This is a genomic window from Streptomyces viridochromogenes DSM 40736 (assembly GCF_000158955.1).
Lineage (GTDB): Bacteria > Actinomycetota > Actinomycetes > Streptomycetales > Streptomycetaceae > Streptomyces > Streptomyces venetus.
The window spans coordinates 6041980-6062004 of record NZ_GG657757.1 but is presented as its reverse complement, the minus strand read 5'-3'; the positions used below and the strand labels follow the sequence as shown (position 1 = coordinate 6062004).

General features: G+C 71.3%; 17 protein-coding genes and 1 pseudogene. 11 read left to right on the top strand and 7 right to left on the bottom strand.

Translation table 11 applies throughout. The features are described from left to right. The first annotated feature begins 105 nt into the window (after positions 1 to 105). Positions 106 to 582: a MarR family winged helix-turn-helix transcriptional regulator gene (locus SSQG_RS26860; protein WP_003993020.1), complete on the top strand. Its 477-nt coding sequence runs from the start codon at positions 106 to 108 to the stop codon at positions 580 to 582. A 16-nt stretch (positions 583 to 598) separates the two neighbouring features. Here the strand turns inward: SSQG_RS26860 and SSQG_RS26855 are convergent, their stop codons facing one another. Beyond that, positions 599 to 2008, bottom strand: coding sequence for a sensor histidine kinase (locus SSQG_RS26855; protein ID WP_003993019.1), 1410 nt, complete (start codon positions 2006 to 2008; stop codon positions 599 to 601). After that, positions 2005 to 2673: a response regulator transcription factor gene (locus SSQG_RS26850; protein ID WP_039933686.1), complete on the bottom strand. Its 669-nt coding sequence runs from the start codon at positions 2671 to 2673 to the stop codon at positions 2005 to 2007. The genes SSQG_RS26855 and SSQG_RS26850 overlap by 4 nt, the downstream gene beginning before the upstream one ends. Before the next feature lie 116 nt (positions 2674 to 2789). Here SSQG_RS26850 and SSQG_RS26845 point away from each other — a divergent pair, with 116 nt between their 5' ends. Next, positions 2790 to 3416 carry a PepSY domain-containing protein gene (locus SSQG_RS26845; protein WP_003993017.1) on the top strand — a complete coding sequence of 209 codons (627 nt, stop codon included), beginning with the start codon at positions 2790 to 2792 and terminating at the stop codon, positions 3414 to 3416. 321 nt (positions 3417 to 3737) lie between these two features. Here the strand turns inward: SSQG_RS26845 and meaB are convergent, their stop codons facing one another. Together meaB and SSQG_RS26835 are read right to left on the bottom strand one after the other, a co-directional pair. Then, complete coding sequence (gene meaB, locus SSQG_RS26840) at positions 3738 to 4694, bottom strand: methylmalonyl Co-A mutase-associated GTPase MeaB (RefSeq protein WP_039935450.1); 957 nt, start codon at positions 4692 to 4694, stop codon at positions 3738 to 3740. 44 nt (positions 4695 to 4738) lie between these two features. Continuing rightward, on the bottom strand, positions 4739 to 5941 hold the full coding sequence (locus SSQG_RS26835) for an acetyl-CoA C-acetyltransferase (protein WP_003993015.1): 1203 nt from the start codon (positions 5939 to 5941) through the stop codon (positions 4739 to 4741). 148 nt (positions 5942 to 6089) lie between these two features. Here SSQG_RS26835 and mce point away from each other — a divergent pair, with 148 nt between their 5' ends. The 7 genes from mce (at position 6090) to SSQG_RS42220 (ending at position 16014) form a co-directional block, all read left to right on the top strand. Continuing rightward, the gene (gene mce / locus SSQG_RS26830; protein WP_003993014.1) at positions 6090 to 6530 is read left to right on the top strand and encodes a methylmalonyl-CoA epimerase; all 441 of its coding nucleotides are present in this window, start codon (positions 6090 to 6092) and stop codon (positions 6528 to 6530) included. A gap of 233 nt (positions 6531 to 6763) precedes the next feature. Further along, positions 6764 to 10711, top strand: a complete 3948-nt coding sequence (gene scy, locus SSQG_RS26825; protein WP_039933682.1) for a polarized growth protein Scy — start codon at positions 6764 to 6766, stop codon at positions 10709 to 10711. A gap of 205 nt (positions 10712 to 10916) precedes the next feature. Next, a complete protein-coding gene (locus SSQG_RS26820) occupies positions 10917 to 11852 on the top strand; it encodes a cellulose-binding protein (protein WP_003993012.1) in 936 nt (311 codons plus the stop codon). Between the two features lie 85 nt (positions 11853 to 11937). Next, positions 11938 to 12897: an ABC transporter ATP-binding protein gene (locus SSQG_RS26815; RefSeq protein WP_003993011.1), complete on the top strand. Its 960-nt coding sequence runs from the start codon at positions 11938 to 11940 to the stop codon at positions 12895 to 12897. 2 nt (positions 12898 to 12899) lie between these two features. Further along, positions 12900 to 13670, top strand: coding sequence for an ABC transporter permease (locus SSQG_RS26810; RefSeq protein ID WP_039933679.1), 771 nt, complete (start codon positions 12900 to 12902; stop codon positions 13668 to 13670). Between the two features lie 122 nt (positions 13671 to 13792). Further along, on the top strand, positions 13793 to 15106 hold the full coding sequence (locus SSQG_RS42225; protein ID WP_003993009.1) for an ABC transporter ATP-binding protein: 1314 nt from the start codon (positions 13793 to 13795) through the stop codon (positions 15104 to 15106). Beyond that, entirely contained in the window at positions 15103 to 16014 is a 912-nt protein-coding gene (locus tag SSQG_RS42220) for an ABC transporter permease subunit (RefSeq protein WP_039933677.1), read from the top strand. The genes SSQG_RS42225 and SSQG_RS42220 overlap by 4 nt, the downstream gene beginning before the upstream one ends. Before the next feature lie 32 nt (positions 16015 to 16046). On the opposite strand, the gene SSQG_RS26795 is transcribed toward SSQG_RS42220, so the two are convergent. After that, entirely contained in the window at positions 16047 to 16379 is a 333-nt protein-coding gene (locus tag SSQG_RS26795; protein ID WP_003993007.1) for a hypothetical protein, read from the bottom strand. A 264-nt stretch (positions 16380 to 16643) separates the two neighbouring features. On the opposite strand from SSQG_RS26795, the gene SSQG_RS26790 reads away from it, so the two are divergent. Continuing rightward, on the top strand, positions 16644 to 17672 hold the full coding sequence (locus tag SSQG_RS26790) for an LLM class flavin-dependent oxidoreductase (RefSeq protein ID WP_003993006.1): 1029 nt from the start codon (positions 16644 to 16646) through the stop codon (positions 17670 to 17672). An 81-nt stretch (positions 17673 to 17753) separates the two neighbouring features. Here SSQG_RS26790 and SSQG_RS26785 read toward each other — a convergent pair whose 3' ends face one another. Then, the gene (locus SSQG_RS26785) at positions 17754 to 18146 is read right to left on the bottom strand and encodes an SCO5389 family protein (RefSeq protein ID WP_003993005.1); all 393 of its coding nucleotides are present in this window, start codon (positions 18144 to 18146) and stop codon (positions 17754 to 17756) included. Between the two features lie 256 nt (positions 18147 to 18402). Here SSQG_RS26785 and nucS point away from each other — a divergent pair, with 256 nt between their 5' ends. Continuing rightward, on the top strand, positions 18403 to 19074 hold the full coding sequence (nucS, locus tag SSQG_RS26780; RefSeq protein ID WP_039933674.1) for an endonuclease NucS: 672 nt from the start codon (positions 18403 to 18405) through the stop codon (positions 19072 to 19074). Between the two features lie 65 nt (positions 19075 to 19139). On the opposite strand, the pseudogene SSQG_RS26775 reads toward nucS, so the two are convergent. Then, positions 19140 to 20025, bottom strand: a pseudogene (locus tag SSQG_RS26775) (ATP-binding protein); the annotation flags it as partial.

The following is a 20025-nucleotide window of genomic DNA, read 5'->3' as shown; positions in this document are numbered from 1 at the left end:
CAGAGTGTGACATCGAACGCCTGCGCACCAATGTTCGGCAGGCGTGCGACGACACACGAAAACCCTCACTAGTTCGCCTTTCAACCTTTTAGGTAGACTTCATTCATGGAGACCGAGACGGCCACGCGCTGGCTGACCGATGCGGAGCAGTGCGCCTGGCGCACCCACCTGGAGGTCAACAGGCTGTTGACGTACCAGCTCGAAAAGGACCTGCAGCCGTTCGGCCTGACAATGAACGACTACGAGATCCTGGTGAACCTCTCCGAGTCGGAGGACCAGCGGATGCGGATGAGCGACCTCGCCTCCGCCACCCTCCAGTCCAAGAGCCGCCTCTCGCACCAGATCACGCGCATGGAGAACGCGAACCTGGTCCGGCGGGAGAACTGCGAGTCCGACCGCCGTGGGCTCTACGCGGTCCTCACCGACCACGGCATGGCGACGATGCAGCAGGTGGCGCCCCACCACGTGGCGTCCGTGCGCAGGCACTTCATCGACCTGCTGTCCCCGGAGGCCCTGACGGAACTCGACAAGGCCCTCAAGCCCATCGCGGAGCACCTGCGCGACCAGCGCGGACGCCCGTGACCACAGACCGCACCGGCTAGGCGAGAGGCAGGCGGAGTTCGAACAGGGCTCCGCCTGCGGGCCCCTGGCCGGCCGTGAGGGTGCCGCCGTGCCGTACGGCGACGTCCCGGGCGATGGCGAGCCCCAACCCGGCCCCGCCGTCGTCACGGCTGCGGGCGGCGTCCAGCCGGACGAACCGTTCGAAGATCCGCTCCCGGTCGGCCTCGGGGACACCCTCCCCGTCGTCCGCCACCCCGACCACGGCCGTACCACCCTCCGGCCCCACACGCACGGTGACGGCCGACCGGGCGTGCCGCTGGGCGTTGTCGAGCAGATTGGCGAGCACCCGGCCCAACTGCCCCCGCGAACCGGCCACCTCCACCGGCTCCGCGTCCACCGTCACGCCCGCCCGTCCCTCGGTCTCCTCCCGGGCCAGCCCGGCGAGGTCGACCCGTGCGTCGCCCAGCCGCTCCCCCGCGTCCAGCCGGGCGAGCAGCAACAGGTCGGCGGCGAGCCGCTGGAGCCGCACGGTGTCCTCCACGGCCCCGTCGAGGTCCAGCAGTTCGGGATGCGCCGCGGCCACCTCCAGCTGCGTCCGCAGCGAGGCGATCGGGCTCCGCAGCTCGTGCGACGCGTCGGCGACGAACCGTCGCTGCCGCTCCACGGAGGTCTCCAGGGCCGCGAGCGTCTCGTTGGTGGTGCTGGCGAGCCGGGCGATCTCGTCGTGCGTGTCCGGCTCCGGAACGCGCCGGGCGAGGTCCTCCGAGTGGGTGATCGCGGCCATCTCGCGCCGGATGCCCTCCACCGGCCTGAGCGCGCGCCGGGTGACCAGCCAGGTCACTCCCGCGACGACGCCGAGCAGCAGCGGGAACCCGATCAGCATCACCGTGAGCGCGGTCCGCACGGCCCCGTGCTCGGCGGCCAGCGGGGAACCGGCGTAGACCTTGAGACGCCCGCGGTCCTCGGTCTCCACCTCCACGGCGGCGAACCGGTAGTCCTCCGTGTCGCCGTCGATCGTCACGGACCCGTTGCTGAAGACGCTCTTCCCGGCGATCTCCCCGGGCTTGAGTGCCTCTTCGTGGTCGTCGGGGTCGTCGTCATCGTCCTCGCGCGGCGCGACCGGTGGCTGCGGCTTCACCCGATCGGAGTCGGTACCGCTGATTTTCTCCAGATCCTCGCTGGCCGCGACCAGCCGCTTGTCCTCGTCGAGGACCTGCACCGGCCCGTCGTCGCCGTCCAGCCCCGACAGCTTGCCGTACGGCGTCCCGGCGGCGAGCTCGGAGGCGACCGCCCGGGCGGACCGCTCCGCCTGCGTGCCGGCCTCGCCGATCAGATTGGACCGCAGGGACAGCAGGACGGCGGCCCCGGCGGCGACGAGCGCCACCGCGACCACGAGCGTGGCACCGAGCGTGGCCCGCGCCCGGACGGACCCGAACAGCCGCCTCACGGCGACGCCTCCAGCCGGTACCCGGCCCCACGGACCGTCCTGATCAGCCCGGCCCGCAGCTTGCGCCGCAGGGTGCTGACGTACACCTCGACGATGTTCGGATCCCCCTCGTAGGCGAAGTCCCACACGTGCTCGAGGATCTCCGACTTGGACACCACCTCCCCGGCCCGCAGCACGAGGTGCTCCAGCACGGAGAACTCCTTCGCGGTGAGGGCGATCTCGTCGTCCCCCAGAAACACCCGCCGAGCCGCCGTGTCCACCTTCAGATCCCCGTGCACATGCACGGGCGAGGCCCCCGCGCCCACCCCGCGCCGGCGCAGCAAGGCCTTGATCCGGGCGACGAGCACGACGTACGAGAACGGCTTGGTCAGATAGTCGTCCGCGCCGGTGTCCAGCCCCTCGGCCTCGTCGTACTCACCGTCCTTGGCGGTCAGCATCAGGATCGGCACCTCGTGCCCGGCGGCGCGCAGCGCGGCGCAGACCCGGTAGCCGTTGAGGCCCGGCAGCATGATGTCGAGGATGACCAGGTCGTAGGTGCCCTCCGAGGCCTGGTGCAGCCCCTCCCGTCCGTCGTGGACGACGTCCACGGCGTACCCCTCGGCCGTCAGGCCCCTGGCGAGCGACAGGGCCAGCCGCTTCTCGTCCTCCACGATCAACAGGCGCATGCGTAAAGAGTGGCAAAGCCAACCTGAAGATCCTTTCAGGGGCCTTCAGCTTCCTCTCAGCCTCCCTCAGCCAGATTTGAAGGCGTCGAAAACGAAACGACTCGGGAGGAATCCGCATGAAGCGCAACATCGTGATCGCCGCTGTGACCGCCGCCGCTCTGATCGGAGGCGGTACGGCCACGGCCCTCGCGACCACGGGAGACGACGGGGGCTCGGCGCGGCAGGCGGCGAACACTCGACTGTCGGACGACGACGGCCGGGACGACGACGGCGCGGACGACCGGGACGACGACACCGCGAAGGTGTCTTCCGCCCACCTCACGGCGCCCGAGGCGATCTCCTCCGCGCTGAAGCACACCCCCGGCACGGTCGTCTCCGCCGAGCTGGACGACGAGGACGACAGCGACAAGGTGATCTGGAAGGTCGACGTCCTGTCCGGCGACGACACCTGGCACAGCGTGAGCGTCGACCCGTCCAGCGGCAAGGTCCTCGGTACGCACACCGACGACGAGGACGACACGGCGCAGGTGCGGGCAGCCCTGAAGGGCGCTTCCGTGACGGCCGAGGAGGCCGCGAAGGCTGCTGCCGGCAAGGGCGTCGTGACGTCCGTCGACCTGGACGAGGACGGCAAGGACAAGTCCTGGGAGGCCGAGACGCGCAAGTCCGGCGGGGCCGAGCAGGACTGGAAGATCGACCTCGACTCGGGCAAGGTCACAGCTGACGTGTCCGACGACCAGGACTGATCAGCAACTGTCATTTTCCATCGCCCCGGCGTCCATGCTGACGCCGGGGCGATGCGGCACTCGGCGCCACGAGGTGCCGCCGCGCCCACCCTCCCCCAAGCTCTCGGCTTCGCTCGAGCAGGGGGGACCCCCATCGCCCCAGCGGCACGACTGCCCGCAGCTAGGGCGCCACGCAAGGGGCCGTGTCGGGGGGTGTCCGCCCGCAGCGGGCGGCGCGTGTGACGCCAGTCAGTCGGCAGGTGACCTGGTCGCGCCGTTCCGAGGACGGACACCCCCCGGCGCGGCCCCGACCCACAGGCCCGCCAAAGGCCCGCCGCTCGCTCAGCCCTCCGTCAACCCCGCGACCAACTCGTCAGCCGCCCGATAAGGATCCAGCTCCCCGCCCACGATCCGCTCCGCCAGCGCCCCGAGGCGACGATCCCCGTGCAGGTCCCCGATCCGCTCCCGCAGCGCCGTCACCGCGATCGTCTCGACCTCCCGCGCCGCACGCGCGGCACGCCGCTCCGCGAGCACCCCCCGCTCCTCCATCCACGCCCGGTGCTTCTCCAGGGCCTCGACGACCTCGTCCACACCCTCCCCCCGCGCGGCGACCGTCTTGACGATGGGCGGTCGCCAGTCCCCCGGCCCCCGGGCCTCCCCCAGCCCCAGCATGTGGTTCAGCTCGCGGGCCGTCGCATCGGCCCCGTCCCGGTCCGCCTTGTTCACGACGTACACATCGCCGATCTCCAGGATCCCGGCCTTGGCCGCCTGGATCCCGTCCCCCATCCCCGGCGCGAGCAGCACCACGGACGTGTCCGCCTGCGAGGCGATCTCCACCTCGGACTGTCCCACACCCACCGTCTCGACGAGGATCACGTCGCACCCCGCCGCGTCCAGCACCCGGATGGCCTGGGGCGCGGCCCACGCAAGGCCTCCCAGATGCCCCCGGGTCGCCATGGACCGGATGTACACCCCGGGGTCCGACGCGTGCTCCGACATCCGCACCCGGTCACCGAGCAGCGCACCCCCGGAGAACGGGGACGACGGGTCGACGGCCAGCACGCCGACCCGCTTGCCCTGCTTGCGATAGGCCGTCACCAGCGCCGAGGTCGACGTGGACTTGCCGACCCCCGGCGACCCGGTCAGACCCACCACGTACGCCCCGCCCGTGAGCGGCGCGAGTGCCGCCATGACCTCCCGCAGCTGCGGGGACGCCCCCTCCACCAGGGAGATCAACCGGGCCACGGCCCGCGGCCGGCCCTCCCTGGCCTGGGCGACCAGCGTGGAGACGTCCTGCATCACAGCTCCGTTCTCATCTCAAGGGGCAGGTCCGAAGACCGGTCCTAGGCCTTCGGTACCCGCACGATCAGAGCGTCACCCTGACCACCACCACCGCACAGCGCGGCAGCGCCCACACCACCACCGCGCCGCTTCAGCTCCAGCGCGAGATGCAGCACGAGTCGCGCGCCGGACATCCCGATCGGGTGACCCAGCGCGATGGCGCCACCGTTGACATTCACCTTTTCGGTGGACACCCCGAGGTCCTTCATCGACTGCACGGCGACCGCCGCGAACGCCTCGTTGATCTCGATGAGGTCGAGATCCTCGACGCCCAGCCCCTCCTTCTTCAGCGCGTGCTGGATCGCGTTGGACGGCTGGGACTGGAGCGAGTTGTCCGGCCCGGCCACGTTCCCGTGCGCCCCGATCTCGGCGATCCACTCCAGGCCGAGCTCCTGCGCCTTGGCCTTGCTCATCACCACGACGGCGGCGGCACCGTCGGAGATCTGCGAGGACGAACCGGCCGTGATCGTGCCGTCCTTGGCGAACGCCGGACGCAGCTTGCCGAGCGACTCCGCGGTCGTGTCGCCCCGGATGCCCTCGTCCTTGCTGAACAGCACCGGGTCACCCTTGCGCTGCGGGATCTCCACCGGCGTGATCTCGGCCTCGAACAGGCCGTTCTTCTGCGCGGCGGCCGCACGCTGGTGCGACAACGCGGCGATCTCGTCCTGCTCGGGCCGGGCGATCCCCAGCCGGGTGTTGTGCCGCTCCGTGGACTCGCCCATGGCGACGCCGTCGAAGGAGTCGGTCAGGCCGTCGTAGGCCATGGCGTCGAGCATCTCGACCGCGCCGTACTTGAAGCCCTCACGGGACTTGGGCAGCAGGTGCGGGGCGTTGGTCATGGACTCCTGGCCGCCGGCGACGACCACGTCGAACTCACCCGCACGGATGAGCTGGTCCGCGAGCGCGATCGCGTCCAGGCCCGACAGACACACCTTGTTGATGGTCAGCGCCGGCACGTTCATCGGGATGCCGGCCTTGACCGCGGCCTGGCGCGCCGGGATCTGCCCCGCCCCGGCCTGGAGCACCTGCCCCATGATCACGTACTGCACCTGGTCGCCACCGATTCCCGCACGGTCGAGGGCGGCCTTGATCGCGAAGCCGCCGAGGTCGGCTCCGGAGAAGGACTTCAGCGATCCGAGCAACCGCCCCATGGGCGTACGCGCGCCCGCGACGATCACCGATGTCGTGCTGTTCGATCCAGACATGAGCTGCGATCCCCTTACCGGCTGCACTGCCGAGGAGTGAACGAGGGTTTACTTCGAATGTACTGAGTGGCACTCCGTGCCGTCATCCGGCTGTCGGTGTGATCGCGCGCACGTTGCGTAACCACCTCCGGGGCGCTGCACTGAATTCATGCTGACGCGAATCGACCACATCGGGATCGCCTGTTTCGACCTCGACAAGACTGTCGAGTTCTACCGTGCCACCTACGGCTTCGAGGTGTTCCACTCCGAGGTCAACGAGGAGCAGGGCGTGCGCGAGGCCATGCTCAAGATCAACGAAACGTCCGACGGCGGGGCCTCCTACCTGCAGCTTCTGGAGCCGACCCGCGAGGACTCCACCGTCGCGAAGTGGCTCGCGAAGAACGGGGAGGGCGTCCACCACATCGCTTTCGGTACGGCGGACGTCGACTCGGAGGCCGCGGACATCAAGGACAAGGGCGTACGCGTGCTGTACGAAGAGCCCCGACGCGGTTCCATGGGGTCACGGATCACCTTCCTGCACCCCAAGGACTGTCATGGCGTACTGACAGAACTGGTCACTTCGGCACCTGTTGAGTCACCTGAGCACTGACCCTCGTACATAAGGGCCGGTAGGGTTGGGTCCGGTCGCCGCTCAGTCCAGGGTGACCGCGGTCCCGCCGTGCGACGGCAGGACTACCGGGGTTCCGGGTTTCGGGGGACGAGCGTCGGGGCAGCAGCCCGTGCTCCGCCGATGATCTGACACCATTCCCCGGGGGCCCCGTTCGGTGGATGGACGGAGCTCGTTGGAGAGAGTTGCGACCAGGGGACGGATGGGACCGCGCAGTGCGGGGCTACGAGAGCCAGGAGCGAGAGCCGGCGGCTGACGTCGACCACCTCTCTCGGTTCGAAGCCGAGATGAAGCGGCTGAAGACCGAACGGGAAAAGGCGATCCAGCACGCCGAGGACCTCGGCTACCAGGTCGAGGTGCTGCGCGCCAAGTTGCACGAGGCGCGGCGCACCATCATGTCCCGGCCCTCCTTCGAGGGGGGCGACGTCGGCTGGCAGGCCGAGCAGTTGCTGCGCAACGCGCAGGTGCAGGCCGACCAGATCCGCGCGGACGCCGACCGCGAGCTGAGCGAGGCCCGGGCCCAGACCCAGCGGATCCTCCAGGAGCACGCCGAGCAGGCGGCCCGGCTCCAGGCCGAGCTGCACCAGGAGGCGGTGACCCGGCGCCAGCAGCTGGACCAGGAGCTGTCCGAGCGCCGCCAGACGGTCGAGTCGCACGTCAACGAGAACGTGGCGTGGGCGGAGCAGTTGCGGGCCCGCACCGAGCAGCAGGCCCGCCGGCTGCTGGAGGAGTCCCGGGCCGAGGCCGAGCAGTCCCTGGCCACCGCCCGCGCGGAGGCCGAGCGGCTGGCCAACGAGGCCCGGCAGCGGCTGACCAGCGCGGCCGAGGAGGCCCGTGCCGAGGCCGAGCAGATCCTGCGGCGTGCCCGCACGGACGCCGAGCGGCTGCTGAACGCCGCCTCCACGCAGGCGCAGGAGGCCACGGACCACGCCGAGCAGCTGCGCACGTCGACGGCCAGCGAGTCGGAGTCCACGCGCCGCGAGGCCCAGGAGCTGAGCAAGGCCGCCGAGCAGCGGATGGCCGAGGCCGAGGAGGCGCTCCGCAAGGCGCAGTCCGAGGCGGACAAGCTGGTCACGGAGGCCAAGGAGGCCGCCGCCAAGGCCCTGGCGAGCGCCGAGTCCGCGAACGAGACGCGCACGCGCACGGCCAAGGAGCAGGTCGCCCGGCTGGTCGAGGAGGCCACGAAGGAGGCCGAGAACACCAAGACCGAGGCCGAGCAGCTGGTCGCGGACGCCCGCGCCGAGGCGGAGAAGATCGTCGCGGAGGCCGCCGAGAAGGCCCGTACGCTCACCGCCGAGGAGACCGCGACCCAGCTGTCCAAGGCGGCCCGGACCGCCGAGGAGGTCCTCACCAAGGCGTCGGAGGACGCCAAGAAGACCACCAAGGCCGCGGCCGAGGAGGCCGAGCGGATCCGCCGGGAGGCCGAGGCCGAGGCGGACCGCCTGCGCGCCGAGGCGCACGACATCGCCGAGGAGCTCAAGGGCGCGGCGAAGGACGACACCAAGGAGTACCGCGCCAAGACCGTCGAGCTCCAGGAGGAGGCCCGCCGGCTGCGCGGAGAGGCCGAGCAGCTGCGGGCGGACGCGGTCGAGGAGGGCGAGAGGATCCGCGCCGAGGCCCGCAGGGAGGCCGTGGCGCAGATCGAGGAGGCGGCGCGCTCCGCCGAGGAGCTGCTCGCCAAGGCGAAGGCGGACGCGGACGAGCTGCGGACGACGGCCCAGACGGACAGCGAGAAGGTCCGTACGGAGGCCATCGAGCGGGCGACGACCCTGCGCCGGCAGGCCGAGGAGACCCTCCAGCGCACCCGGCAGGAGGCCGAGCGGCACCGCGAGGAGGTCATCGAGCAGGCCGAGTCCCTCAAGGCGGACGCCGAGCGCGCGGTGCTGGAGCTCCACGAGGAGACCGAGCGGGCCATAGAGGCCCGCCGCACCGAGGCCGCCGAGGAGCTGACGCGGCTCCAGACGGAGGCGGAGGACCGGCTCACCGCGGCCGAGCAGGCGCTGTCGGAGGCCCGTGAGGAGGCCTCCCGGATCCGCCGCGAGGCCGCCGAGGAGAACGAGCGGCTGCGGTCGGAGGCCGCCGAGCGGATCCGTACGCTCCAGCAGCAGGCCGAGGCGGAGGCCCAGCGGCTGCGCGACGAGGCCGCCTCCGACGCGTCCGCCGCGCGCGCCGAGGGCGAGTCCGTCGCCGTCCGCCTGCGGTCGGAGGCCGCGAACGAGGCCGAACGGCTGAAGTCGGACGCGCAGGAGAGCGCCGACCGGGTGCGCGCGGAGGCGCAGGCCGCCGCCGAGCGGCTGGCCACGGAGGCGTCCGAGACGCTGGCCGCCGCCCAGGAGGAGGCCAACCGGCGCCGGCGTGAGGCCGAGGAACTGCTCGGCAGCGCCCGGCAGGAGGCCGACCAGGAGCGCGAGCGGGCCCGCGAGCAGAGCGAGGAGCTGCTGGCCTCGGCGCGCAAGCGCGTGGAGGAGGCGCAGACCGAGGCCGTCCGGCTGGTCGAGGAGGCCGACCGGCGGGCCACGGAGATGGTGTCCGCGGCCGAGCAGCACGCCCAGCAGGTCCGGGACTCCGTCGCCGGGCTGCACGAGCAGGCCCAGGAGGAGATCGCCGGGCTGCGCAGCGCCGCCGAGCACGTGGCGGACCGTACGCGGCGCGAGGCGCAGGAGGAGGCGGACCGGGTCCGTTCGGACGCCTACGCGGAGCGGGAACGGGCGAGCGAGGACGCCGCCCGGCTGCGGCGCGAGGCGCACCAGGAGACCGAGGCCGCCAAGACGCTCGCCGAGCGGACCATGTCCGAGGCGATCACGGAGGCGGAGCGGATCCGCGCGGACGTCGCCGAGCACGCCCAGCGGGCGCGTACGGAGGCGTCGGACGCCATCGCCGAGGCCGAGCAGAGCGCTTCGCGCACCCGGGCGGACGCCCGTGAGGACGCCAACCGCATCCGTTCGGACGCGGCGACGCAGGCGGACACGCTCATCACCGAGGCGCGCAGCGAGGCGGAGCGTCTCACCACCGAGACGGTCCAGGAGACCGACCGGCTGCGGATGGAGACGGTCACCGAGGCCGAGCGGGTCCGTACCGAGGCCCTCTCCGAGGCCGAGCGCGTCCGGTCCGAGGCGGCCGCGAAGGCCGATCGGGTGCGGGCCGAGTCGGCCGCCAAGGCCGAACAGCTGGTCGGCGAGGCACGTGGCGAGGCGGAGCGGCTGCGGGCCGAGGCCGCCGAGACGGTCGGCTCGGCGCAGCAGCACGCCGAGCGGGTCCGCGGCGAGGCCGACCGCGTCAAGGCCGACGCGGAGGCGGAGGCGGAGCGGCTCGTCACGTCGGCGCGCGAGGAGGCCGACCGCACGCTGGACGAGGCCCGCAAGGACGCCAACAAGCGGCGCTCCGAGGCGGCCGAGCAGGTCGACAAGCTCATCACGGAGACCACGGCGGAGGCCGACAAGCTGCTCACCGAGGCGCAGCAGCAGGCGCACAAGACCACCGCGGAGGCCGAGTCGCAGGCCGACACGATGGTGGGCGCGGCCCGCAAGGAGGCCGACCGGCTGGTATCCGAGGCGACCGTCGAGGGCAACTCGCTCGTGGAGAAGGCCCGTACGGACGCGGACGATCTGCTGGTCGGCGCGCGCCGGGACGCCACGCAGATCAGGGAGCGCGCGGAGGAGCTGCGCGACCGGATCACCGGGGAGATCGAGGAGCTGCACGAGCGGGCCCGCCGGGAGTCGGCGGAGGCGATGAAGACGGCGGGCGACCGCTGCGACGCGCTCGTCAAGGCCGCCGAGGAGCAGCTCGCGAAGGCACAGGCGAAGGCCAAGGAGATCGTCTCGGAGGCCAACTCCGAGGCGGGCAAGGTCCGTATCGCCGCGGTGAAGAAGGCGGAGGGGCTGCTCAAGGAGGCCGAGCAGAAGAAGTCCACGCTGGTCCGGGAGGCCGAGGAGCTCAAGGCCGAGGCGATCCGCGAGGCGAAGCGCACGGTCGAGGAGGGCAAGCGCGAGCTGGAGGTCCTGGTCCGCCGTCGCGAGGACATCAACGCCGAGATCTCCCGTGTCCAGGACGTCCTGGAGGCGTTGGAATCCTTCGAGGCCCCGTCACCGGCGAAGGACAACGGGGTCAAGGCGGGCGCGACGGTCGGCGCACCCCGTTCGGGTGGCAAGTCCTCGGAAGGCTAGAAGCCGCCCGGGGTCCGGGCCAGACTGGAGGGTGATTCCGGTGTCTGCCGGGGCCGTTGACCGAGTCTTTGGCAAGCCGTCCTGCGGGGAGCCACCCAAAAGGGGTGTCATTTTCCAGATCAAACGCGCATCCGCTCGATGACACACCGTTTCGGCCCCTAGGATTCCACCTATCACCTCACCGGTCTCTTTCGACAGGAACCCCATGAGCGACACTTCCCCCTACGGCTTCGAGCTTGTGCGGCGTGGGTACGACCGCGCTCAGGTGGACGAACGTATCTCCAAGCTCGTCTCCGACCGTGACAGCGCTCTCGCCCGCATCACCGCTCTGGAAAAGCGCATCGAAGAGCTCCACCTCGAGACGCAGAACGCCCAAGCCCAGGTCAACGACGCCGAGCCGTCGTACGCCGGTCTCGGCGCGCGTGTGGAGAAGATTCTCCGCCTCGCCGAGGAAGAGGCGAAGGACCTGCGCGAGGAGGCCCGGCGCGCGGCCGAGCAGCACCGCGAGCTCGCCGAGTCGGCGGCCCAGCAGGTGCGCAACGACGCCGAGGCGTACTCGGCGGAGCGCAAGGCCAAGGCCGAGGACGAGGGTCTGCGGATCGTCGAGAAGGCCAAGAGTGACGCCTCCCAGCTGCGTTCCGAGGCGCAGAAGGACGCGCAGTCCAAGCGCGAGGAGGCGGACGCCCTCTTCGAGGAGACCCGCGCCAAGGCCGCGCAGGCCGCCGCCGACTTCGAGACGAACCTCGCCAAGCGCCGGGAGCAGTCCGAGCGCGACCTGGCCTCCCGTCAGGCCAAGGCCGAGAAGCGCCTCGCCGAGATCGAGCACCGCGCCGAGCAGCTGCGCCTGGAGGCCGAGAAGCTGCGCACGGACGCCGAGCGCCGCGCCCGCCAGACGGTGGAGACGGCCCAGCGTCAGGCCGAGGACATCGTGGCCGACGCCAACGCCAAGGCCGACCGTATCCGTTCGGAATCCGAGCGGGAGCTCGCGGCCCTCACCAACCGCCGCGACAGCATCAACGCCCAGCTGACGAACGTCCGCGAGATGCTCGCCACGCTCACGGGCGCCGCGGTGGCCGCCGCCGGTACGCCGGCCGAGGACGAGCCGATCTCCCGTGGGGTCCCGGCCCAGCAGTCCCGGTAACAGCCCGGCATACGGAGTCTGAATCTCCGCAAAGCCCTCTGCCGCTCGGGTGGCAGAGGGCTTTGTCACGTTCTAGCGTGGCGGCATGATTGAGCTCGAGGGGCTGACCAAGCGTTACGGCGAGAAGGTGGCGGTCAACAACCTGTCCTTCACCGTCAGACCGGGCATCGTCACGGGCTTCCTCGGGCCCAACGGTGCGGGCAAGTCCACGACCATGCGGATGATCCTGGGTCTCGACCACCCCACCGCCGGCAGCGTCCGTATCGACGGCAAGCACTACCACCAGCTCAAGGAGCCGCTGACGTACATCGGCGCCCTGCTGGAGGCCAAGGCCTGGCACGGCGGGCGTACCGCCTACAACCACCTGCTGTGCCTCGCGCAGAGCAACGGCATAGCGCGCAGCCGGGTGCGGGAGGTGCTGGAGACGGTCGGGCTGACGGCGGTCGCGCGGAAGAAGACCAAGGGCTTCTCGATGGGCATGGGGCAGCGGCTCGGCATCGCCGCCGCGCTGCTCGGCGATCCGCGGATCCTGATGTTCGACGAGCCGGTGAACGGCCTCGACCCCGAGGGCATCCACTGGATCCGCACCCTGATGAAGTCTCTGGCCGCGCAGGGCCGGACCGTGTTCGTCTCCTCCCATCTGATGAGCGAGATGGCCCTGACGGCCGAGCACCTCGTCGTCATCGGGCAGGGCCGGCTGCTCGCGGACACCTCCATGGCCGACTTCATCGCCCGCAACTCACGCTCGTACGTCCGGGTCCGCAGCCCGCAGCGGGAGCGGATGCTCGACGTGCTGCACCAGGCCGGGATCGTCGCCGTCGAGAGCGGTGACGGGGTGCTGGAGGTGGACGGCGGCAAGGCCGAGCTCGTCGGTGAACTGGCGGCGCGGCACGGGCTCACGCTGCACGAACTGAGCCCGCAGCAGGCCTCACTGGAGGAGGCGTTCATGCAGCTGACCGCGGAGTCGGTGGAGTACCACGCACACAGCGAGACGAGCCCGCCGCCGCCACAGCAGCAGTGGGGCGACGGCTGGAAGAGGGGCTGAGCATGGCGACGACCCAGGTCGTACGGTCGGAGTGGACCAAGATCCGGTCGGTGGCGTCCACGGTGTGGACACTCTCGCTGGTGGTGGTCGTGACGGTCGCCCTCGGCATGCTGATCTCGGCCCTGTCGAAGAACGAGTTCGACAGCATGAGCGCGCAGGACCGGGCGCAGTTCGACCCGACGTTCATCAGTTTCGCGGGGATGAGTCTCGGTCAGCTCGCGATGATCGTGTTCGGGGTGCTGGTGGTGTCGAACGAGTACAGCACCGGCATGATCCGCACCTCGCTGGCCGCGGTGCCCAAGCGCGGCTCGTTCCTGTTCAGCAAGATCTCGGTGGCCACCGCTCTCGCCCTCCTGGTCGGCCTCGTCACCAGCTTCGCCGCGTTCTTCCTGGGACAGGCGATGCTCGGCGAGCACCGGGCGGAGATCGGCGACCCGGGGGTGCTGCGGGCCGTGATCGGCGGGGGCCTCTACATGGCCCTCATCGCGATGTTCTCGATGGGCGTCGCCGCGATGCTGCGCTCGCCGATGCTGTCGCTGGGCATCCTGATGCCGTTCTTCTTCCTGATCTCCAACATCCTCGGGAACGTCGACGCGACGAAGAAGGTCGGCCGGTTTCTTCCGGACCAGGCCGGCAGCAAGATCATGCAGGTGGTCACCCCGATCGACGACGACACCCCGTACGGGCCGTGGGGCGGCCTCGGGATCATGGGGCTGTGGGTCCTCGCGGCACTCGTCGGCGGGTACGTGCTGCTGAAGAAGCGCGACGCCTAGGACCGGGTGTCGCGTCCCACCCTTTACTTTGATTTGAGTGGAACCGTCAGCTCGTCGATAAGCTCCTAACCCTTACGGGGGCGTGTGCCCCGCTGTCCTGAACCTTGCGATGGGTGCGGAGCATGATCGAAGCAGTCGGCCTGACCAAGCGCTACGGCGACAAGACCGCTGTGTACAACCTTTCCTTCCAGGTGCGGCCCGGGGCCGTCACCGGCTTCCTCGGGCCGAACGGTTCGGGCAAGTCGACGACGATGCGGATGATCCTCGGTCTGGACAACCCGACGGCCGGGCAGGTGACGATCGGCGGTTTTCCGTACCGCAAGCTGCCCAACGCCCCTCGCCAGGTCGGGGCCCTGCTGGACGCCAAGGCGGTGCACGGCGGCCGGGCGGCCCGCAACCACCTGCTGAGCCTGGCCCAGCTGTCGGGCATCCCGGCCCGGCGGGTGGACGAGGTGCTCGGGGTCGTCGGCCTCCAGGACGTGGCCAAGAAGCGGTCCAAGGGCTTCTCCCTCGGCATGGGGCAGCGGCTCGGCATCGCCGCCGCGCTGCTCGGCGACCCGCAGGTGCTGCTGTTCGACGAGCCCGTCAACGGCCTCGACCCCGAGGGCATCCTCTGGGTGCGCAACCTGATGAAGGCCCTGGCGGCGGAGGGCCGTACGGTCTTCGTCTCCTCCCATCTGATGAGCGAGATGGCGCTGACCGCCGACCACCTCATCGTCATCGGGCGCGGTCAGCTGCTCGCCGACATGAGCGTGACGGCCTTCATCTCCGCGAACTCCGCGGACTTCGCCCGCGTCCGGACGCCCGACACCGAGCCGCAGCAGCGTGAGAAGCTGTCGGCCGCGCTGACCGAGGCGGGCGGTCATGTGCTGCCCGAGCAGGACGGCGCGCTGCGCGTGACCGGGCTGCCGCTGCCCCGCATCAGCGACATCGCGCACGGCACCGACGTACGGCTGTGGGAGCTGTCGCCGCACCAGGCCTCGCTGGAGGAGGCGTACATGCGGATGACGCAGGGCGCGGTCGACTACCGCTCGACCATCGACCAGAAGGAAGGCCTCCAGCAGCCGCTGCCGCCGGGCGCGCAGCCGCCGATGCCGGTGCCGGGCCAGGGCCAGCCCGGCTGGTACGCCCCGCCGCCGCCCCAGCAGGGCAGCCAGCCGTTCGGGATGCCGCCGCAGGGGGCGCCGGGCCAGGCGCCGTCGGGCCCGTACGGCGCGCCCGGGGTCCCGGGCGCCCCTGACGCCTCCGGCGTGGGTACGCCCAACCCGTACGCCCACGCCCAGTCGGCGGGCCGGGCCCCGCAGGCGCCCGCGCAGGGCGCACCGCAGCCGCCGCAGGCCCCGCCCGCGGGCCCGGCGCCCCAGGCGGCGGCGCCCGCCACCGCGCCCGCTCCCGTCCCGACCTCCGACCTGACCAAGCCCGAGGACGCCCGATGAGCAGCCCCCAGCCCCAGATGCCGCAGGCCGCACCCAGCTGGGAGGCGGCACCCGGTGCCGCGCATCCCGCCTCCGGCGCGGCTCATCCCGCCCCCGGCTCGCCGTATCCCGGCTACACCTCGCCGATCCCGGTCGTGCGCACGCACCTCGGTCACGCCATCGCCTCCGAGTGGACGAAGATCAGGTCGGTGCGCTCCACGATGTGGACGCTCGGCGTGTTCGTCCTGCTCGTCGTGGGCATCGGCCTGCTGACCGGCGTCGTCGTGTCGAGCTCCTCCTCGGACCTGGCCGGCGAGAACGCGCTGTCCCTGGGCTTCTTCGGGCTGCTGCTCGGCAGCATGTGCATCATCACGCTGGGCGTGCTGACCACGGCGTCGGAGTACGGCACGGGCATGATCCGCACCACGATGGTCGCGTGCCCGAGTCGCGGCCGGGTGCTGGCGGCGAAGGCCATCGTGTTCTTCCTGGTCGCGTTCGTGGTGACGCTGGTGTCCTCGTCGGTCGTCGCGTTCCTGCACGTGGCCATGCTGGCGGACAACGGCGCCAAGGACCCCACCGGTGGCGAGTGGCTGAAGGGCACGGTCGGCATCGCGCTCTACATCGCGCTGCTGGGCCTGCTCTCGCTGGTCGTCGGCTCGATCATCCGGCACTCGGCGGGCGCCATCACCATCATGATCGGCACCGTGCTGGCCCCGCTGGTGATCGCGCTGTTCATGTTCTCGGAGTCCCTGGAGGCCGTGCGCGACGCCCTGTTCGAGTACTCGATCCCGAACCAGCTCAGCGTCTTCTACGCCAACTCCCTCAGCCAGTCCGGCCCGTCCGGCTGGGACCCGCTGTGGATCATCCTCGGCGTCACGGCCGTGGCGTTCGGCGGCGCCTTCGCGCTGCTGGAGAAGCGGGACGTGTAGGCGCGGGAAGGTCGTCGCGGGCCGCGAGCGGCCTAGAATCTCGGCGCGTTACGGGACCGCCGCACCCCGGGGGTGCGGCGGTCCCGCGCGTTCCAGCAGGCCTTGTGCCAGTGCCGGCGGTCGTCGACGCCCGTGTGCTCGGACCAGGCCACCACGTGCGGCACACCGTCGGGGATCATCTGGTCGCAGCCGGGGCAGCGGTACGACTTGCCCTGCGCGCTCGCGCCGGCCACGTGCCGCACGTTCCAGTTCTCGCCCTGCCAGTCCTCCGAGGCCTGCCAGCCGCCGTAGCGGCCGGGGCGGTCGTCCTCGGCGCTCCGGCCGGAAGAACCGGCGCCGTTGGGTCGGTTGCGACGCGGAGACACGGGACACCTCTCGGGGCTATACAGGAAGCACGGGCCGTGTCCAGCCTACGCGGCGCGGACGGGGGTACGCGTACGGTACCAATCGCCACAAGTCCCTCGCCGGGCGAGGCGGGCTCCCCGCCGGGTCTCCCCCGGGCTCCGCGCGGAACGCCCCATTCTGCAGACAATCCGCAAAATACTCCGCCCGGCCGTGTCCTCGGCACGTGTCAGACGGTTATGCCCTGTGGGGGAGCTCCGTGTCGGAGCCAAGGAAGCAGGAAAGCAATGCGCGTTGGAAGTTTCGTGTTGGCGGCCCAGTTCCCCGGTCAGGGCGAGGGGGAAGCGCTGCACCGCGCGGTCCGCTCGGCCGAAGTGGCCGAGGAGGCCGGGCTCGACACGGCCTGGCTGGCCGAGCACCACTTCGTGCCGTACGGCACCTGCCCGTCGGCCGTCACACTGGCCGCCCTGCTGCTCGGCCGCACCCGCCGTCTCCGGGTCGGTACGGCGGTCAGCGTCCTGCCCACCGCCCACCCCGTGGCCCTCGGCGAACAGGCCGCGCTGCTGCACCACACGAGCGGCGGCCGTTTCACGCTCGGTGTCGGCCGGGGCGGCCCGTGGGTCGACCTGGAGGTGTTCGGCGCGGGCCTGGAGGCGTACGAGAAGGGGTTCCCGGAGTCCCTGGACCTCCTGGTGCGCTGGCTGCGCGAGCCGTCCGTGGCGGCCGACGGGGAGCGGTTCCGCTTCCGTGAGGTCCCGGTGGTGCCCCGGCCGTCGGAGGCCCTGGGCGAGGTCGCGGGGCCGGAAGTGGTCGTCGCCTGCACCTCGCCGTCGAGCGTGCGGCTGGCGGCCGAGCGCGGCCTGTCGATGCTGCTCGGGATGCACGTGGGGGACGAGGAGAAGGCAGAGATGGTCGCGCTGTGGCGGCAGCACGCGCGGGCGTGCGGCCGGCCGGCCGAGGAGATCCTCGGCGCGTCCCATGTGTCGGCGGGCATCTGCCAGATCGCGGACCGGCGGGTCGACGCGGCGGAGACGCTGATGAAGGCGATGCCCGGCTGGCTGAAGCAGGGCCTGGAGGCGCACGTCACGGTCGACGGGCGTACGCGCCGGATGCGCGACCCGCTGGCCTACACCGAACTGCTCTGCGGGCTGCACCCGGTGGGCACCCCGCGTCTGTGCGCCGACCGGCTGGCGGCGACCAGCGAGCGGACCGGCATCTCCCGCTTCGCCCTGCTCGTCGAGGGCTCCGGTGATCTGGCGGCGACCGAGGAGAACGTACGGCGGCTGGGGGCCGAGGTGCTCCCCCAACTCGTCTGAGAACGCGGTGCTTTCCTGGGGGCTTGCCGCTCCGGTACAAAACCGCACCTCCCGCGTACGGAGCGGCAAGCGAGCGGCGCCTCAGCAGTCGCGGAACTCGGGCGACTGGTTCAGCACCTGGCTGCGGACCGAGGTGAAACGGTCCAGCTTCTCGTCAACCGAGGAGTCAAGCGGGAACACGGCCACCCGGTGGCAGTTCTGGAAGGCCAGCCGCACACCGAAGTGCCGTTGCAGCGCGCCGCGTATCGCGTCACTCGCAAGCGCACGCAGCAACTGACCGCGTGCCTGCTCGTCCGGCGGGGGCGTCTGGTTGTCGGCGAACGCACCGCCGTCCACCTTCAGCTGGGCCACCAGGGAGCTGATCATCTCCCACGCATAGGGCAGGGAGGTCCGGACGCAGTCGACGAATTCCGCTTCGTCGACCTCGCCTCGCTCGGCCTGTTCGAGTAGGGCCGGTGAGACGTCGAGCGACATGAGTTCTCCTCTCGCACCCCCGCCCGGCGGGCAGGGGTTGCCGGACAGATAAGGGAGTTCGCGATACCGGACACGCTGCGTACACACGTCGCGACCTCCCGTTCATACGGTAAGCAACCGACGGTGACGGCACCAGGAGAATGAGCAGATGGCACACTCTCAATGAGCACACCATGCACACAATCGGCCATTACTGAACACGCGTTTTCCAGGGCGAATCGCGTCGACAGGTGCCTGTCGAGTAGCGTTGCCGACCATGCGTCTCGTCATTGCCCGCTGCTCCGTGGACTACGCCGGGCGGCTCACCGCCCACCTTCCCTCGGCCCCGCGCCTGATTCTGGTGAAGGCGGACGGCAGCGTCTCGATCCACGCCGACGACCGGGCCTACAAGCCCCTGAACTGGATGTCGCCGCCCTGCACGCTGAAGGAGGGCACCGGCGAGGACGAGGGCGTCTGGACCGTCATCAACAAGGCGGGCGAGAAGCTCATCATCACGATGGAGGAAGTCCTCCACGACTCCTCGCACGAACTGGGTGTGGATCCCGGCCTGATCAAGGACGGCGTGGAAGCGCACCTCCAGGAGCTGCTCGCCGACCGCATCGAGACGCTCGGCGACGGCTACACCCTGATCCGCCGCGAGTACCCGACGGCCATCGGGCCCGTCGACATCCTGTGCCGGGACGCCGAGGGCAGGACCGTCGCGGTGGAGATCAAGCGGCGCGGTGAGATCGACGGCGTGGAGCAGCTGACGCGCTATCTGGAGCTGCTGAACCGCGATCCCCATCTCGCCCCGGTCCGCGGCGTCTTCGCCGCGCAGGAGATCAAGCCCCAGGCCCGTGTCCTCGCGACCGACCGGGGCATCGGCTGCCAGGTCCTCGACTACGACGCGCTGCGGGGCATCGAGGACGACAAGCTCCGGCTGTTCTGACACACCCCCACGACGAAGAGGGCCGGGTCCGCGGAACGGACCCGGCCCTGCTGTGTGTACGGGTGTCAGATCACCGGGGCCGAGCCGCTCTGCGAAGCGCTCGCGGTGGTCGTGGTCGGGCTGCTCGGCGCCGGGCCGCTGGCCGTGTCCGAGGTGCTCGGGCTGGTCGTCGGCGGAGTCGTCGTCGGCGGCTGCGAGGTCGGCGGCTCGGACGTGGGCGGCTGCGAGGTCGGCGGCTTCGAGGTCGTCGGGGGCTTGGACGTCGTGGGCGGCTTCGAGGTCGACGGCGGCCTGGACGTCGTCGGAGGCTTCGACGACGTGGGCGGCTTCGTCGTGGCCCCGGGGTCGCCGGTGCTCGGCGAGCCGCTCGGTTCGCCCGTCGGTGTCGGATCGTCCGCGGTGCCCGGCGTACCGTCCGGGCCCGGGTCGGTCGGCCGGCTCGTCGCCGCGCCCGTGTCGCCGTTGCTGTCGTCGGCGGGACGGTCGGCGCCCAGGCTGCCGCCGCTCAGACCCTGGCTGGCCGAGGGGTTGACACCGACCCGGTCGGACGGCGGGTTCTGGTCCTTGTCGGAGGTGGCGCCGAGCGTCACCACCGTGCCGAGCACGGCGACGAGGAGGGCACCGGCGCCCGCGGCCACCAGGTTGCGCCGGGCCATGCCCTTGATGCCGCCCCGGGCCGCCCGTGGGGAGGCGGGCGTGGAGCGGTGGGTGACCAGGGTCGGGGAGGCGGGCTTCTGGAGGGTCGGGAAGGCCGCCGGAACGCCCTCGGCCGGGGATGCCGACTCCTCGTACCGGGCGTCGGGCACCTCCTCCCCCGTGGTCGGCCCGAGGCTCAGCGGGGTGCCCGAGCGGTCCGCGACCAGGGCGAGGGCGCGACGGCCGGCGACGGTTCCGCGCTTGTCGGAGAGGGCGCCGTTGCTTTTTCTTACGGCGGCCTCCAGTTCGGCACGG

Coding starts and splice junctions, on each gene's coding strand:
- SSQG_RS26860 (WP_003993020.1), top strand. CDS start 106: ATGGAGACCGAGACGGCCACGCGCTGGCTGACCGATGCGGAGCAGTGC.
- SSQG_RS26850 (WP_039933686.1), bottom strand. CDS start 2,673: ATGCGCCTGTTGATCGTGGAGGACGAGAAGCGGCTGGCCCTGTCGCTC.
- SSQG_RS26845 (WP_003993017.1), top strand. CDS start 2,790: ATGAAGCGCAACATCGTGATCGCCGCTGTGACCGCCGCCGCTCTGATC.
- meaB (WP_039935450.1), bottom strand. CDS start 4,694: ATGCAGGACGTCTCCACGCTGGTCGCCCAGGCCAGGGAGGGCCGGCCG.
- SSQG_RS26835 (WP_003993015.1), bottom strand. CDS start 5,941: ATGTCTGGATCGAACAGCACGACATCGGTGATCGTCGCGGGCGCGCGT.
- mce (WP_003993014.1), top strand. CDS start 6,090: ATGCTGACGCGAATCGACCACATCGGGATCGCCTGTTTCGACCTCGAC.
- SSQG_RS26820 (WP_003993012.1), top strand. CDS start 10,917: ATGAGCGACACTTCCCCCTACGGCTTCGAGCTTGTGCGGCGTGGGTAC.
- SSQG_RS26815 (WP_003993011.1), top strand. CDS start 11,938: ATGATTGAGCTCGAGGGGCTGACCAAGCGTTACGGCGAGAAGGTGGCG.
- SSQG_RS26810 (WP_039933679.1), top strand. CDS start 12,900: ATGGCGACGACCCAGGTCGTACGGTCGGAGTGGACCAAGATCCGGTCG.
- SSQG_RS42225 (WP_003993009.1), top strand. CDS start 13,793: ATGATCGAAGCAGTCGGCCTGACCAAGCGCTACGGCGACAAGACCGCT.
- SSQG_RS42220 (WP_039933677.1), top strand. CDS start 15,103: ATGAGCAGCCCCCAGCCCCAGATGCCGCAGGCCGCACCCAGCTGGGAG.
- SSQG_RS26790 (WP_003993006.1), top strand. CDS start 16,644: ATGCGCGTTGGAAGTTTCGTGTTGGCGGCCCAGTTCCCCGGTCAGGGC.
- SSQG_RS26785 (WP_003993005.1), bottom strand. CDS start 18,146: ATGTCGCTCGACGTCTCACCGGCCCTACTCGAACAGGCCGAGCGAGGC.
- nucS (WP_039933674.1), top strand. CDS start 18,403: ATGCGTCTCGTCATTGCCCGCTGCTCCGTGGACTACGCCGGGCGGCTC.